Source organism: Haloferax mediterranei ATCC 33500 (genome assembly GCF_000306765.2).
GTDB lineage: Archaea > Halobacteriota > Halobacteria > Halobacteriales > Haloferacaceae > Haloferax > Haloferax mediterranei.
In genome coordinates this window covers 1232172-1246507 of sequence record NC_017941.2, presented here as the reverse complement: position 1 = coordinate 1246507, position 14336 = coordinate 1232172, and the positions used below count along the sequence as shown (strand labels likewise).

At 57.2% G+C, this 14336-nt stretch carries 20 protein-coding genes; 5 read left to right on the top strand and 15 right to left on the bottom strand.

The genetic code is table 11. The features are described from left to right. Positions 1 to 964 precede the first annotated feature (964 nt). The 15 genes from HFX_RS06425 to HFX_RS06355 all read right to left on the bottom strand — a co-directional run bounded on the left by HFX_RS06425 (position 965) and on the right by HFX_RS06355 (position 11464). Positions 965 to 1318, bottom strand: coding sequence for a hypothetical protein (locus tag HFX_RS06425; RefSeq protein WP_004057221.1), 354 nt, complete (start codon positions 1316 to 1318; stop codon positions 965 to 967). Beyond that, complete coding sequence (locus HFX_RS06420) at positions 1315 to 1560, bottom strand: hypothetical protein (RefSeq protein ID WP_014732270.1); 246 nt, start codon at positions 1558 to 1560, stop codon at positions 1315 to 1317. Before HFX_RS06420 ends, HFX_RS06425 begins: the two co-directional genes overlap by 4 nt. After that, positions 1557 to 1850, bottom strand: a complete 294-nt coding sequence (locus tag HFX_RS06415) for a hypothetical protein (RefSeq protein WP_004057222.1) — start codon at positions 1848 to 1850, stop codon at positions 1557 to 1559. The genes HFX_RS06420 and HFX_RS06415 overlap by 4 nt, the downstream gene beginning before the upstream one ends. Beyond that, positions 1847 to 2218, bottom strand: coding sequence for a hypothetical protein (locus HFX_RS06410; protein WP_231512901.1), 372 nt, complete (start codon positions 2216 to 2218; stop codon positions 1847 to 1849). Before HFX_RS06410 ends, HFX_RS06415 begins: the two co-directional genes overlap by 4 nt. Before the next feature lie 3 nt (positions 2219 to 2221). Then, the gene (locus HFX_RS06405; protein WP_004057224.1) at positions 2222 to 4285 is read right to left on the bottom strand and encodes an autotransporter outer membrane beta-barrel domain-containing protein; all 2064 of its coding nucleotides are present in this window, start codon (positions 4283 to 4285) and stop codon (positions 2222 to 2224) included. 66 nt (positions 4286 to 4351) lie between these two features. Further along, positions 4352 to 4978, bottom strand: coding sequence for a hypothetical protein (locus HFX_RS06400; protein ID WP_004057225.1), 627 nt, complete (start codon positions 4976 to 4978; stop codon positions 4352 to 4354). Beyond that, entirely contained in the window at positions 4978 to 5253 is a 276-nt protein-coding gene (locus HFX_RS06395; protein WP_004057226.1) for a hypothetical protein, read from the bottom strand. The genes HFX_RS06400 and HFX_RS06395 overlap by 1 nt, the downstream gene beginning before the upstream one ends. After that, on the bottom strand, positions 5250 to 5504 hold the full coding sequence (locus tag HFX_RS06390; protein WP_004057227.1) for a hypothetical protein: 255 nt from the start codon (positions 5502 to 5504) through the stop codon (positions 5250 to 5252). Before HFX_RS06390 ends, HFX_RS06395 begins: the two co-directional genes overlap by 4 nt. Further along, positions 5504 to 8284: a hypothetical protein gene (locus HFX_RS06385; RefSeq protein ID WP_004057228.1), complete on the bottom strand. Its 2781-nt coding sequence runs from the start codon at positions 8282 to 8284 to the stop codon at positions 5504 to 5506. Before HFX_RS06385 ends, HFX_RS06390 begins: the two co-directional genes overlap by 1 nt. Beyond that, complete coding sequence (locus HFX_RS06380; RefSeq protein ID WP_004057229.1) at positions 8285 to 8743, bottom strand: hypothetical protein; 459 nt, start codon at positions 8741 to 8743, stop codon at positions 8285 to 8287. Next, positions 8744 to 9610 (bottom strand): hypothetical protein, encoded by an 867-nt coding sequence (locus tag HFX_RS06375; RefSeq protein ID WP_004057230.1) that lies wholly within the window; start codon positions 9608 to 9610, stop codon positions 8744 to 8746. A gap of 6 nt (positions 9611 to 9616) precedes the next feature. Next, a complete protein-coding gene (locus HFX_RS06370) occupies positions 9617 to 10207 on the bottom strand; it encodes a hypothetical protein (RefSeq protein WP_004057231.1) in 591 nt (196 codons plus the stop codon). Continuing rightward, the gene (locus HFX_RS06365; protein WP_014732268.1) at positions 10207 to 10506 is read right to left on the bottom strand and encodes a hypothetical protein; all 300 of its coding nucleotides are present in this window, start codon (positions 10504 to 10506) and stop codon (positions 10207 to 10209) included. Before HFX_RS06365 ends, HFX_RS06370 begins: the two co-directional genes overlap by 1 nt. Further along, positions 10503 to 10931, bottom strand: a complete 429-nt coding sequence (locus HFX_RS06360) for a hypothetical protein (protein ID WP_004057233.1) — start codon at positions 10929 to 10931, stop codon at positions 10503 to 10505. Before HFX_RS06360 ends, HFX_RS06365 begins: the two co-directional genes overlap by 4 nt. 47 nt (positions 10932 to 10978) lie before the next feature. Further along, on the bottom strand, positions 10979 to 11464 hold the full coding sequence (locus tag HFX_RS06355) for a hypothetical protein (protein ID WP_004057234.1): 486 nt from the start codon (positions 11462 to 11464) through the stop codon (positions 10979 to 10981). A gap of 141 nt (positions 11465 to 11605) precedes the next feature. On the opposite strand from HFX_RS06355, the gene HFX_RS06350 reads away from it, so the two are divergent. The 5 genes from HFX_RS06350 to HFX_RS06330 all read left to right on the top strand — a co-directional run bounded on the left by HFX_RS06350 (position 11606) and on the right by HFX_RS06330 (position 14334). After that, on the top strand, positions 11606 to 11914 hold the full coding sequence (locus HFX_RS06350; RefSeq protein ID WP_231512902.1) for a hypothetical protein: 309 nt from the start codon (positions 11606 to 11608) through the stop codon (positions 11912 to 11914). Next, positions 11904 to 12470, top strand: a complete 567-nt coding sequence (locus HFX_RS06345) for a hypothetical protein (RefSeq protein WP_014732266.1) — start codon at positions 11904 to 11906, stop codon at positions 12468 to 12470. The genes HFX_RS06350 and HFX_RS06345 overlap by 11 nt, the downstream gene beginning before the upstream one ends. After that, positions 12467 to 13420: a hypothetical protein gene (locus HFX_RS06340; RefSeq protein WP_004057237.1), complete on the top strand. Its 954-nt coding sequence runs from the start codon at positions 12467 to 12469 to the stop codon at positions 13418 to 13420. Before HFX_RS06345 ends, HFX_RS06340 begins: the two co-directional genes overlap by 4 nt. A 162-nt stretch (positions 13421 to 13582) precedes the next feature. Next, positions 13583 to 14107, top strand: a complete 525-nt coding sequence (locus HFX_RS06335; protein ID WP_004057238.1) for a class I SAM-dependent methyltransferase — start codon at positions 13583 to 13585, stop codon at positions 14105 to 14107. After that, positions 14104 to 14334, top strand: a complete 231-nt coding sequence (locus tag HFX_RS06330) for a hypothetical protein (RefSeq protein ID WP_004057239.1) — start codon at positions 14104 to 14106, stop codon at positions 14332 to 14334. Before HFX_RS06335 ends, HFX_RS06330 begins: the two co-directional genes overlap by 4 nt. Positions 14335 to 14336: the final 2 nt, after the last annotated feature.

The window sequence follows — 14336 nt, the reverse complement described above, 5'->3', positions numbered from 1 at the left end:
GGAAGTTACAGGGCTGCGCGACCTATATGGGCCACCCGGACACTCATGTGGTTCCGTACCTACGAATTATGGGTGCGGTCAACTCGTATTCTGAGCGTATGGAACCACCTTCCGATGTGATTCCGTTTCACGTAGTTGAGCTGACTGCCAGATTCTAATCAAGAGAGGACTGACTGATAGCCCAACCGTCAACAAGAAACACAGTTGGCCTGCTTCATGCCACCCAAATGATTCGGCATCAGGAGTCAACTTTGTCTCGATGCTTATTCAGTGAACAACAAGGCTACCCATCATTTGTCGTGGCCGTAGTTTCATCAATCGAAATTTTAGCTGTGTGACCGCAGTCAGCGACCCGACGTACCATTGCCAAACAGCTTGGTGGGACAGTTCAACACCAAGGGACACTCGTTGGGCAGCTCTGCGAACAATCTATCAACATAACTCAACGACCTTCTTGCATTCGATCTCCCGCTTTATATATCTCACATGTGAGAAATGTCATCCCGAGGATACTAATTGGGGATCAAGAGGATTAACCCAAGGATCAGACACTAACGCAGGATCTGGTTGATACGAAATTCAAGCTCCTCAATTGTGTTTCTCGTGGTCGTATATATATATATATATATATATATATATATATATATATATATATATATCCAATAGACAGTAATATTGGATTTCTAAAATTGCTGTCGATACTATTCAAAATAATGTTCTATACTTGTAGCACTATTTCTCATCGTGAATATCTCAATCGGTTTACCTCTGGACACCACCCATCTCTTGGATTCCAACTGGAAGGCCAACTCACCGCACTCATGAGTCTATTTTTTGACAGTGTTCTCCCTAGATCCCTCATAATTGTATCAGCCGTCGCAGTTGGGATTCTGTTTACCCACGCCATCTTAGGCTATGTGCTCGACGCGGTCGACTGGGTACTGAGGAAAATTCGGTCGCCGAACTAGCCGAGCGGGCGACGATCTCCCCGTGATGGGTACGTGAAGATCACCCAGTTGAGCGCGAGGATGACGAGAAGACCGAGTTCGTGGATGGCAAACCCCGATAGCGCTGAGACCGACGGAACGCCGAAGAGGGCAATAAGGCCGAGCAGGAGACCGAGTCCTACGAGTGTGGGCGCGAGTGAGACGAGATAGACGGCCCACAGTGGCGTCCCTTCGGGAAGTGTCACATCAACCTGTGCGTCATCGCGGAGGAGACTCGCGTCGATGTTTGAAGCCCACGGGAGCGCTGCGAGTGCGTGAGTGAGTTCGTGGAGGGGAACAGACGGCGTCAGCAGGTGCCAAAGGAGGCTCATCGGTCAAGGACCTCCGCGACGAGGGGGAGTGCGACTGTCGTTGTTACCATTCCGATGGCGAGGTAGGTTGCGACCTCGCTGACCACGGGTGGCAGGGAGACGTGTTTCGAGGTCGGTGCGACCATGACGGCGACGAGCAACCAGTCGATGAATACGAGGTCGAGGAGCGCACGCTCGCGACCATCGAGCGAGTCCTCGGCCTGGACGAGTCTCGCCCAGGACGTCTGGAGTCGGTGTATCATTCGATCACCATCCGGAAGAGGAGGATGAACAGCGAGCCAGCGACTGAGATAAACAGGACAGTCCACGCGATGCTCGCGATGGTTCCGGGTAGTAGCGGAAGAGCCATCCCGGAGATGAGAGCGAGCAGCACCGCTGGGAGTACGAAGTCCCCGGTCTTGTTGTAGATCGGGATGACGACAATGGCGACGATAAAAATCGCGAGTGTCGACTCGCCGATAGCACCGGACCAACCTGGCTCACCAAAGATGCACGTGTGAGCGTCGGATTGGAACCAACAGTCGATACTCATGAGACTCTCATCCCCCGGATTATCTGCCAGATGCCGACGTAGTTGATGAATTGGATCGGCCAGCCAAGTGGGATGACGAACCAGCCGGGGAACCCGATGTTTTGGAGCGCCAGCGGAAGCATGAGGCTCCACTTGAGGATTCCGACGAAGGCACGTGTTGAGTCAGCGGTGAGGCCGAGATAGGACCCGCTACCACCACCGGCCCGTTCGGCGCGGAACTCTGAGGCGTTGTTTCCGAGTTGTGCAGCGTCGTCTTGCAGCCCCGTCGCTTTCCCGATACCGACGGCCGTATTGAATCCGGAACCTTCCATGATGGCTCCGGCGACCGCACACGAGATGACGATGAGCATTGGAACTGTGACTCTCATCTGTTAGTACCTGCTGTTGAACTCGGCAACGACGCCGAGAAGTGCGATTGCACCACCGAGACCGATGACCTCGATAGGAATCGGGACGAGTCCGAGCCACGAGAGCCCAGTAGCGACGGCAACGACGGTGACCGCTCCGGCCCGAGCCATCGTCGAGGGGAAGAGGGCACCAATCCCGATGACGAGAAGGTATCCGCCGAGGGTTGCCCATCGTTGGTCGACTGGGATGTTGACTCCAGACACTCCCGAGATTGGTTCTTGAACGGGTCGAACTGAGCCGTTTCGTGTGGCGGTGAAGTTGACGATCCACTGAGTCTGACTCTCTGCCGTAGAAAGTGGTTCACTCCGTTGGAACGACGAGATAGAACCTGTTTGGTTAGTCTGCAAGAGGACGTTACTCTCGTTCCCACGCTCGAAGACAGTCACATTGAGCGCAGTTGTCTGGTCTTCTGGGTCTGAGTAAACGAATTTGAAAACGTGAGGGTCGTCCTCTTTGTCGATGTACGCGTCCCACTGGTAGGTGTCTCCGCTGGGACTCTTCCAGACGATTTCGCCGACAGTGAGCGTCGCAGAGGTGTTCGCGGCTGCGATGTAACTCCCGAGTTCACGCCGGTCACCGTCGTTGTTTTCGATGGTCAGCTGGTAGCGCTGGTCCTTTTCGAGCGTCGTTTTGAATACCCCGTCACTACCGAAGTAGTCGCCCGTGACTGTCCGCCACTCAAGTGTACCGTTCTTGTCGATGGGTCGCTCGACGTAGAGGACCGTCTCGCTGGTATCGAACTCGTTGGTGTTGTCGGCGAGGTGGAACTCGTTGTAGACGGTCGATTCGTTCTCTGGGAGGAGATACGCAGTCTGTTGTTCATAGATCGAGCGGACTGCGATGGTCCGGAGGACATAGTCGTCGACGCGAAGCTGGAGGATGTAGCCCTGCCCGGGGGAAACACCAGTCAGATCTATTGTACCGTTGGTGGCGTTCTTAGAGAAGATCTCTTCACCTGAGAAGAGGCGTGCCTCGACAGATGCAGTCTCGGTGATGAGGCTACCAGAGGAGACGTTTCGGATGTAGACGGTCGAAGGAGAGGCGACTGATTGGGTTGCCGATACCGTGTCGACACCAGTTCCGTACTGGTCGCTGACCTGGACGTTCCAGTCGAACGACCCAGACCCAGCGTCGTACGTGTAGGTTGCAGTCCCATTGCTGGAGAGGGTGTCTGTGCCGACGACACTCCCGTCAACGACGAACTCAACAGTGAGGGAATCCCCATCAAATTGGAAGTCGCTGTCAGTGACTTCTGCTGAGAGATTGACCGTTTGTGACGTCAGTTGGGACCCGTCTTCGGGGGTAAGCGACGAGTTGTTGACGACCGGTTCGAAGTGGTCAACCTCGAAGGTTCTCGTCGAACTCGAAGAGGTTTCACCGTAACTGTCCTCAACCTCGACGTGCCACGAGTGGTCACCCTCTGCGAGGCCCGTCGTAGCCACCGACACCGTACCGTTCGAGGTGAGTGTGTCGGAGCCGACACTCGTACCGTCGACAAAGAACTCGGCAGTAACTGAGTCACCCTGTGTTGTCGCGAAGTCGGCGTCGGTGACGTCGATTGAAAGGGTAGTGTTGCTGAAACGGATCGTTGAGTCATCTGCAGGTATCGCGGTCCCGCCTACGGTGGCTGGCGTCGAGGCATTGAACAAGACCCCTTCCTCGTAGATGGTTGCTGATGCGTCGCTTCCCGTATCAGTTGCGTCGACGCGAACGCGGTACTGCGAGTACGAGGTCGTTGAGAGGTCGGTTGTCTCGTTGGCTGACGCCGAGATAGTTGTCGACGTGATGTTCGACCACGTCGACCCGTCGTCCGACCCTTGCCACGTGATAGTTGCCGAGGCATTGGTGAGGTCCAGATCGACGAACCCGGTCTCGATGTCCGAGGCCTTGTGGGAACTTCCCACGTAGGTCGCGTCAATGGTTGACGACCCACCGACTTTTGCGTCTGAACGGTCGAAGAGAACATCCGAAGAACCGACTCCCGTCGAGTGATAGCCCTCACCACCCGAACTATACGTTGTGTCCACGCCGGTGACGGTCGCGAACTTCGTGCCGGTCGAATCATAGATGTCGGCAGTTATCGTCCCGTCTGTCTACGAGATGACTGCGGTGAGTTTCTCGTCAGTGTAGCCTGAGAGTTCGAGATTCGCCTCGTCAAGCACTTCACCATTAGTCCACGGCGAAGTGTCGCCGTCTGTCCGAATTAACTGGATTTTGTCATCGGGCCATCGAACCGAGAGGGCGTAGCCAGTCGGGCTGGCATCTTCCTGAGATGTGGCCCATAAGAATGACCCACGGTTCCCGGAGCCGACAGCGTAGTACCCGACACGCCATGTTGTACCGCGAACGGGTGCACTTCCCGTGTCGGTTGAGGAGATGGTTTGATGGGACCCATCCGACTCCATATTGAGCACCTTCGACCCATCGAAGGTGCTATTCGAGATGACGGACGCATAGCTCGTTGAACCGCCGTATTCGGCGATATCCCCGTCCTCAAACGAGTCTGGGACAGATGTACTGATCCCTGAAGCTGCGACGAGTTCTCCGTCCCCAGATGATTTGACTTCAAACCCTTCGAGGGTCGTTGCGTCGTTGAAGTCCGAGGAGGTCGTGTTTCGTGACGCAAGCTCGAGACCCGCGTCGGCCGCACTAACTGGTGTCGCAGAGACCGCAAGAACCGAAGCGAGTAGAGCGAACAGAACGATACTGAACCGCCGCATCAGTAGCCACCCCGATAGAGTCGCTCCTGCTGTTTCTCCTCCTGGTGTCCTGAGTAGATCGCGTAGAGGATGATGTTAAGGAGGAAGATGGGTACCACGAGCAGGTACGCAGCGCTCTTAATGCGCTGGAGAGGTGTCGCTACCCACGTCTCAGTAACGTAGGGAAGCGACTCGGCGAGTAAGATAAGCTCCGCGACGCCGGTATTGAGAAACACGACGAACGCAGCGACCTGCCCAAGGCCGAATGCGACGAAGACGAGCGTGCGGACTCTCACGCACGGACACCTCCAAGAATCACACCGCGAGAGACAGCGGTGACGAACATGCCGACGAGGACGAACCCGAGGAACCACGTCATCGCCTGTTGCATGTAGAGGCAGTTCCGTGCGCCCTCGACGACAACTGGTGTGTCAGCGGAACACCCAATGTCGAGGAACGGACCGACGATGGCATCGAGGACATCCTTGACAGGAATGGAGACGATGAACGTGACGGCGAGTTGGAGATACGTCGAGAGCGTAGGCATCACCAACCACCTCCAAGATCACGGAGGAGATCGTCAGCATCGGCGATAGATGACCGCCAAATATCCTCGTCGACACCGAACCCGCCCGTATCTTCATCAAAGACGTTGTCTGTCGGGTCCTTTGGCCAACGCTCACGTTCACGCTCGTATTCGGACTCGAACTCGGATTCGATTTCAAGTTCGCGCTCAAGCTCACGCTCCATCTCGTAGACGGACTCGGTCTCGAACTCAACGCCCGTTCGCTCAGTCTCGCTTTCAAGCTCCCGCTCAAGTTCCGTGGTCCGTTCGAGTTCGAACGTCGTCTCACGGTCGAGTTCGCGCTCGAGGTCGCTCGTCAGTTCAGACTCAAACGGACGTGGCTCAGCGGTTGGTCGGCTTGCAACGTCGAGGCGCTCGCGTTCTCGCGCAACGGGGTCGAACGCATCAACCTCCGCGCCAGTCGCCTGTCGCTCGATAGATTCTGCTTCGGCTTTGACGCTGGGCTCCATCGCCTGCTTGCGTCGGTGTTCGATCTCGCTGATGTCCCACGGTTCCCCGAGATCGCTAGGGTCACGTTGAGTACGGCGTCGGCGACGCCGAGGTTCACGAAGACCGCGTTCGAGCGCCCTACGCTGGCGACGAATCTCTTCTTCGAGGACGTCCTGATCAACAGTGTACTTGTCCGACTGGGCGGCGCGAGTACGTTTGGAAAGTTCGGAGTCAGGGCGTACCTCGGGACCGACGTCTTCTAGCTGTTCGCGACGGGCAGCTTGCTCCTGTTCAGCGAACCGTTCAAGTTCGTATTGCGTCTGCCCAAGGTTCTGCTCGGCAGCATCAGCAGGGTCAAGTTCCGGGGACATGCGACCGGGAGTATCGTCGGCAGCGACAGTATCCCGTCCGCGAGGTCCCGACAGTTCGAGTTGCCCGCGTCCGGCACCTTTGACGAACTCGTTGATTTTTGAGGCCTCTTGGCGTGCGAACTTATCGACAAAGTCGTACTTGGTGCGTCGGATACGCCGCGAAAGCTTCGAGGCCTTGGGCTTCACACCGCGCTTGTAGGCGGCGTAAGCGAGTTCCTCGTTATCGAGACGACCACCTGGAAGTTTGTTGAGAACGCGCTGTCCACGTGAAGACCGAGAGAGCACTGCAGTCGCGGTGTCGCTGAGTATTTCCTCACCAGGTTGGATAGCATACCGAGCAACACGGCCTGCACGTCCTGAGTACCTTGCCGCCGTACCCATTGCACCGGCAGACCCAACGAGTGAACCCACAACTCCCCCTGCCAACTTACTGGGGTTCTTTTCCAATGCTTTGATACCCTCATCTTTTGCTGCACTAACCGCCTCACTGGTGTCGCCAACGACCTCTCCACCTTGTCCTTTCACGGTTTCAGCGCCAGCGTAGCCGATGAATTCACCGGTTTCTTTGAGTCCGAGGACAACCGAAGGAACGTTCAGAATCTGTCCAGCACCGGAGAGAGCGCCACGAACAAATTCTTCGCCACGTTTTCGTCCGGTCGTGGGATTAGTAGTGTGGTTGCTGTACCAATCCGGTGCGTGTGATGTGACGGCCTCGGTTACTTTCCGATTGTAAATGAACAGCGGATTGTACTTCGAATTAAAATCAACAGCACCCTTGACGAAATCGTCGTAGGTGGCGGCTCCAGCGCGAAGATAGTCTTCGACGCGTTTGTCGTTACCGAGGTTGATCGGGAGATCACCGAACTGCTCGTCGGGCCGTTCGGATGGTTTTCGTTCTCGTTCGATGGTAGCGACCCAGCGGCCGTCTTCAGTACGGTGGACGTTGTCGAGTTGCTCAGGATCAACACCGGCCTTCTCGGCGATTCGGTCCCGCGCTTGCTCACGTTCACTACTCCCAATCCCTTCAAGCGCATCGCGCTGGCGCTCAAGCTGTTCCGAGCCGGCCACCCGCACGACTCCTTCTCCCTCGCGGTTAGTGTCGATGAACGACCCCGTATGATTCGTTGGTCGGCGTTCGCGGGCACGTTCTACGAACTTCTCTGATGCGTCCTGAGAGAACGAATACTGCTGTTCGATTTCACGCCCGTCTGCGGTGTAGACCGTGGCAGTGTAGCCGTCTTCAAATGTTTCGTTGACTTCGACCCGTTTGACTCTCCCGTCGACACTACTCCGAGCGCGTTGTTCGACAGTATCGAGTTCACGGCTGTCCTGAAGCCTATCCTTCCCCGAGTCGGTCAGTCTGACTTCGACCTGCCCGGAGTCTTTTACGACGTATTGGTAGTCGTCGTTTCCGAGACGGTCGCCGTACTGTTGGTCGATACTGCGCTCGTACTTGTTGATTTGCCGCTGGATAAGCGAATTATCGGTCGAAATATCGCCCGTCCGGTTGACGACTTCAGGTGACGAGCGCTCTCTGTCTCGGTTGCGACGCTCGTTTTCATGCTGTGTCTCCCTGACTTGGTCTTTATATTGGTCAATCACCTCGCGGTCCCGGTCACGACTCGATTGCGGAGACGAGTCGGACGACGTCGAGTCTTGCTTGTCTTTCGACTCGTCGTCGTTGGAGTTCTGTTCCTTCTGGTGCTTGGCCTCCCTGACCTGCTGTTTATATTGCTCGATGGCCTCGCGGTCTGCCTCTCGACTGGTGTCTTGAGATGTTGAGTCAGATGACGAAGAGGAGTCTCGCGATGAACTTCCACCACCGTCGTCACTATCGTTGTTACGGCTCTCGTTACGCGCGTCGCGAACGTTCTCCTCGTACTCTCTGGCAGCCTCTCGATCTTCGGGCGAGGAATCACCGACATCACCGGGAAGTCCCATTTAGATCACCTCCTTGGTGTCTTCAGTATCATCGCTGAGGCGACGTGCGAGAGTGGTGGTCCACGTGTCCCACTGTGGCGTCGCAGTAGCGACTGGGATTCCAGCGATCAGCCCGAGTGTGATTCCCAGTCTAAACGCTTCGAACGAGTTGTACAGTGGTGGCAGCGAAATGAAGACAGTGGAGGCCACTCCAAGAGTGGTGACCGCGAAGATGAGCCAGTACTCTGGTCTCCGGCCGTAGGTCCGCTCGAAGAGTTCGGTAACGATGCTGAGAACACTATTCAGCCCCCAGACAATCAAGAGTCCCGAACTGGGCCATAGTGCAGTTCTGATCGCTTCAACTCCCGTTTGGTCGATAGCCCCCAGATCGTGAAGCAAGTTGAACTGAACAACGTCCATGACTAGGAGCATCAGAATCATCGAGAGCGTGAAGACGCGGTCTGAGAATCGGCCCGACATTCAGAACACCCCCGGAAGGGCGCTGACGAAGAGCGGGAGACTGATTCCACCACCGATGCCGCCGCCTCCACCGCCGCCAGCGATGGACGTTGCGAGCGCGGGACCGAACATTCCGAGTGCGAGGCCACCGGCGAAGATGAGCACTAAGTAGAGTTGCTGTCGGGTGCTCCAGTCGAGTTCGGCGAGTTTGCCGCGCGTCTCCTGTCGCTTCATGTCTTGCTGGGTGACCTTGCTACCGAAGAGTCTCCAGCCATCGCGGAACGAGAGCGCACGTCCCTCGTATCTGTCAGTCTCAGCGTGGATGGCAACATCCTTGCCACTCCCATCGGTCCGAAGATGCTCGTCGTAGTTACCGAGACGCCGTTGAGCACCCATGTAGGCCTCAAGCGGGTCGGTGATTTCGCGACCTTCGCGGAGTGCCCAGACCATCGAGTATTTGCCGTTCTGACGGTAGGGGAAGCCGAGGCGGTCGGCTTTGTACGCTTGACCGTCAGTAGTCTGGAACTCGTGTTCGTCGGAGTGCCACGACCCAGCGATGGGCTTGACGACACCGTCGCCGTAGATCGTGTTGACAATGGTGTCCGCACCGGTGGTTTTGAGCATCGTCTTGTAGCCAGCGTCAACGAGAGCTTCACCGAGTTTGTGGCTCTTCGGAACGATACGGAGAACGAGGTACAGCGGGATCGCAACCAACGAGAGAAGGCCCTTGAGAGCCATCGCTGTCACTTTCCCGGAGCTTTCGCCGAGCTTCTTTCCAGTCTCGGCTGTACCAGCGAACGTCTCGTCGAGTCGTGCTCGGAAACTGGTCTGTTCGTCGTCGGTACTGGTCGGGTCGTCTGTTGGGTCGAGTGGGTCGTTGTCAGTCATGAGTGGTCACTTCCAGGGGAGGAGAGAACTGAGGCCACCGCTCTTCGATGGCTGTTCAGCGCCGCGTCGTTCCGTGGAGACGTGAGTCTCCATGATGGCGCGGAGGAGTGTCCCGTCACCGAGCGACTGCCGGTCGGTTCGGAGTTCCTCGAGGATAACGCGGATGGCTTCTTTCTCTGCGGGCGACCAGTCGCGGCGTTGGCCGTCGAAATTGTCGCCATCGACATCTTGCGCGACCTCGCGGAAGACGCCGGTACAGAGGTCGTTGTACTCGCGGCCGAGGATGATGCGGTCGGCGAGGTTCTCGTTGAGGAGACGTCGTTTCCGGTCGTCGTAGTAGTCGTCGCCGTGGTTGGCGAGCATCTCGCCGGACGACAGATAGGGCTTGAGCACCGAGACGATGGACTCGTATTCGGAGGATTCGACGTCGACGCCGGTGAGGTTCTCCCAGAGTTCGTCGGCATCCATCTCGGCGAGGACGTCCATCGCCGGGCCTTCACTCGACGCACGTTGTGCGGCAGTGCGTTCGAGGTCGCTCGCGGCGCGCTCTTGGAGTTCCTGCTGGCGGTGCTGGTGGCGTTTATCTTCGTTTGGCATTATTGAGTCACCTCGGTGTTTTCAGTGCGGGTGATAACCGCACCGTAGAGCACGATTAGAGAGGTCAGCGTCCCCGCGAGACCGAATAGCTGTATCTCGGGACTAACAATAGTCGTCGTCGCGCCAGTTTCAGTCACGAGGTCGAGAGCACCGGCGCGATGCGCGAGAATTCCCCACGCGAATGCGCCGAGAAGCGCGAACAGACCGACATTCCGGTGCTGGTCTACGACGAGCGTGACGAGCAGCGAGAGCGTCCCAAACGCGAATAGCGCGTGAGATTGAGAGACGAGGAGACTCACGAGAGCCACCCCCAGATGGCAGCAAGTGCGAGGAAGAGGACGATGTAGGGGAGAGCGAAACTGGCGGCAGAGACGGTCGTTTGGATATCTTTGGTTGTCTGGCTGGGCATCTCGAACGCGTAGTCGATGGTGACTGTGGACCCATCGGGTGCGCTTGACCCTGAGAGTCGAGTCAGTTCACCTGTCGAGGTGTTCCAGCTGTAGTCAGTTCCTTGGGTGAGGGTCGTGCCGTTGTGGACGACGGTTTCGTTGTCGCCGTACTCGAAGGCGTCTCGCTCATCGACGTAGCTCCCGGCGTCCGAGAGCGTGATGTCTTCGCTCGTGGTGGCGACGACACCACTCTCAGAGTAAGCGGCTGAGAGGCCGACGACGGCGACAACGCCGATGATGAGGATTGCGGCGAACGTTTGGATTTGTGAACTCATGGCTCAGACGGGTGGTAAACGGAAGGAAGTTGGTCGTGGTTGCTGGGTTACCGGCCGCCACCGCCGCCCATCCCACCGAAGTAGGAGAGAGCGACGCCTGCGCCGACGGCGATCAGTCCAACACCGATGAGCGTGAACGCGGTTGTCCCGTAGTTGGCGAAGGTGTCAGTCATGTTTGTCCACTGGTTCGGGTTGTCGGGGTTGGCGACAATTTGCGTGGAGTAGAGTGCACCGAGGACGATGAGGGCGACGACGGCGACGATAATACCACGGGCGACAACCATGACCGAACCACCGATTTTCGCGGTGATAGTGGTCTCTTCGGAGAGGTCTCGGGATTCGGCTCCGAGCTTGTTGGCCATCGCGACGCCCCGGGCGATGGCAGTCCCCATCTCTGTTCCCGCGTGCTCGAGGACGGCACGGTCGAACACGTCTTCGGTCTGTTCGGTACTGTCAACTGGTGTGACTTCGAGGTCGGTCTGAGAAGCCGGTCGTTCCAGCCCTCCGACGCCTGCGGTTGCACATGCAGACATACTTCCGACCATGTGATGCTACAGTATATAATTTCACTTTACCTAATAATGAAAATAGTGGTTAGAAGGGCTGAAGAACCATATGGTGGGCCATATGGCCACCCAATATTATACATACAATAGGCTAGTCTCCCTGACTGTATGTCATCCCAGACATCCACCCATCCGGGCAAGACAGATGGCGAGCGACTGTCGCCGGTGGTGAACTTCGGGCACAGAAAGAGCGTCCGGCTAAAAGCGCTCATTCGGGAGCACATTGACGTGTCGAGTCTCGACGAGAGCGCGCTGAACGCCGAAACTCGGAGCGTCATCGCAAACAACGGGGGGCTGTACATCAACGCGCCAGTCGACGCGGTCGACTGGTTCGGTCTCTCACGAGGCGACCGCGTCCGTGTTCGGACGTTCCCTGATGCAATCGTCATCACTCGGGAGGATGCAGATGAGTTCTAGAAACGACGGGCCACCGCAGAAGACGATGCGCGAACGGCTCATCGAAGAAGCCCAAGTTGACGTCCACGAAGCCCGCTCGAAAGTCACTCGTGTTCGGCTGATGTACGATGGTGTCCCTCGAGCATGGAGACAAGAGCTTCAGGAGGCCATTATCGCGTACTATTACGCACTTCGACCGCTTCGGACTGAGGGACTCATCAAGGACTGGTGGTCCTCTGTCGAACTCTCAGAGGAGTGGACAAGAACTGCAGTCGTCGATACTGAGACCGTACTCGAAGAGTCCGACGACGGTGAGTTAGTGGAGGTCGAGAAGCCGATCACCGACCAGATTCCGTATCGTGGGTTGGGCATCCTGGAAGACGTCGAGACTGCCACGGAATCGGAAGTCGTCTCGGTAAGCGACATGCGCGGTGAGCGTGAAGAGACCGTTTCTCGACAGTTGGTGCTCGATGCGTCGATTCTCGTGGACATCGCAGGCGTGCTCGACGACGCGGCGACGAAACTCGGTTTCGCACCGTCTATCGAACTGCAGGACGCGGCAGGTGAGACGGTATGAGTTCGGAGGCCGAGCCGGAGATCATCGACCGAATGGCGGCCCAGACTGCTCCGAAGAACCTCACGAGCTACTACTCGGAGATGCCCGAGCCAGTTCGGAACAACCTGATTCTCCGTCGGAAAGTGTGGCCGCGGATGAACGTCTACAACGAAAACTGGATGTGCTTCTTGGCCGGTGAGACGGGGGACGGGAAGTCCTACGCCGCACTCCGACTCGCGGAGGCTCTCGACCCGAACTTCGGCCCGGATCGAGTCACGTACTCGGTCGAAGAGTTCCTCGAACTGGCGGCGTCGGACCTTCCGGAGGGTTCGATTCTCGTTCTCGAAGAGGCGGGCGTCGCGGCCGGGAACCGAAATTGGTACACGGTTGCGAATCAGGTGCTCGACGCTCTAACGCAGACGTGGCGGCACCGTAACCACGGTGCGATTATGACCGCGCCGGACTTCGACCTCGTCGATTCGCACGTCCAACGCCGCTTTCACCACCTCGGTATCATGGTCGGGAAAGACGAGCAGGCGGGTATCAGCAAGGCCCGGTGGAAGTACATCCAGACGAACAACGAGACGGGGAAGATGTACAAGAAGTACCATCGGATGATCGGCGACGATGGTGTCCTGCGTCGGCACAAGTGGATGAAGTTCCGTCTTCCGTCGCCTGAACTCGTTGAGAAGTACGAGGCGACGAAGGGAGAGTATACGGACGACCTGATCGACGACCTCCTCGAACGAGTGCGTGCCGAGTCGAAGGAAGCCGAGGCTGAACAACTGTCGCCGGTGGAGGTAGCGAAAGAGATTCTCGCCGATGAGCGCGTCGATGAGTACATCAGTGAAGCGTCGGGTGGCGAGTACTTCGACCGAGACATTTTGAAGATGGACTACGGCGTGAGCGAAGCAGAGTCGAAACAAATCAAGAAATACGTGGTTAGGGAGGCGGACCTCGATGTCATGTAGAGTTTCGGGACACCCACCCACCCCCACACACCCTTGTGTTTATATTAAGTTGAGATACGCAAGTAGCGGTTCACCGGGTCGTCGTCTTCGGCAGTCCTTCGGCGTTTCTTCGCGTGTACGCCCGGCGGGCGCGCCGCTCACGGGGTCCTTGGGAGGTGTACGATGAGCAATCGAGTCGCATCGCCGCTAAAGCTCAACCTCGGGTGTGGTGACGACATCAAACAGGGGTGGCTCAACGTCGATTACCGTCCTGGAGAGATGGGCGTTCGAGGCGACGTTGTTGAGCCTGACGAGATGCACGATCTCAACGAGACGCCATGGCCATGGCCGGATGACTCGGCAGAGCGTATCCTTCTCGATAATGTTCTCGAGCACTTGGTCGATCCAGTCGAGGCGATGAAGGAAGCAATTCGAGTACTCGCGCCGGGTGGTCGTTTGGAGATCGTCGCACCGTACCCAAACAATCCATCATCGGCTCGGCTCGATCACACGCGCCAGATGCATCCAGTAGAATTCCTCAAGGATGGTGACTGGTTGTTCCCAGAGCTTTCGGTAGTCGACTGGTCCGTGTCTCGTGTGCGTGTGGGCCGACTACTGCCGAGTGACCGGTTCGCGCTCTGGGTGTGCGATACGTTCGGTCTGTTTGGGATTGACTCGTGGACTGTCGTCTTGGAGGTTCAGCGATGATTCGTCGCTTACGCCGTCGAATCAAGCTCGGGTTCTGTCGGTCTCGGCTGTCTGATATCGAGGACACAATGGCGTCGCTCCAGGGCAAGTCGTCGTTCCCCGTGTGGTTTGTCTCGCTACTGGTGTCGGTTGAGCACCCTGCTGACGTCAACAAGCAGCTCGATCTCCTCGAGGCCGAGCGCGAGTACTACGAGAAACGAGTCGAGATTCTGGAGAGCCATCGGTGATT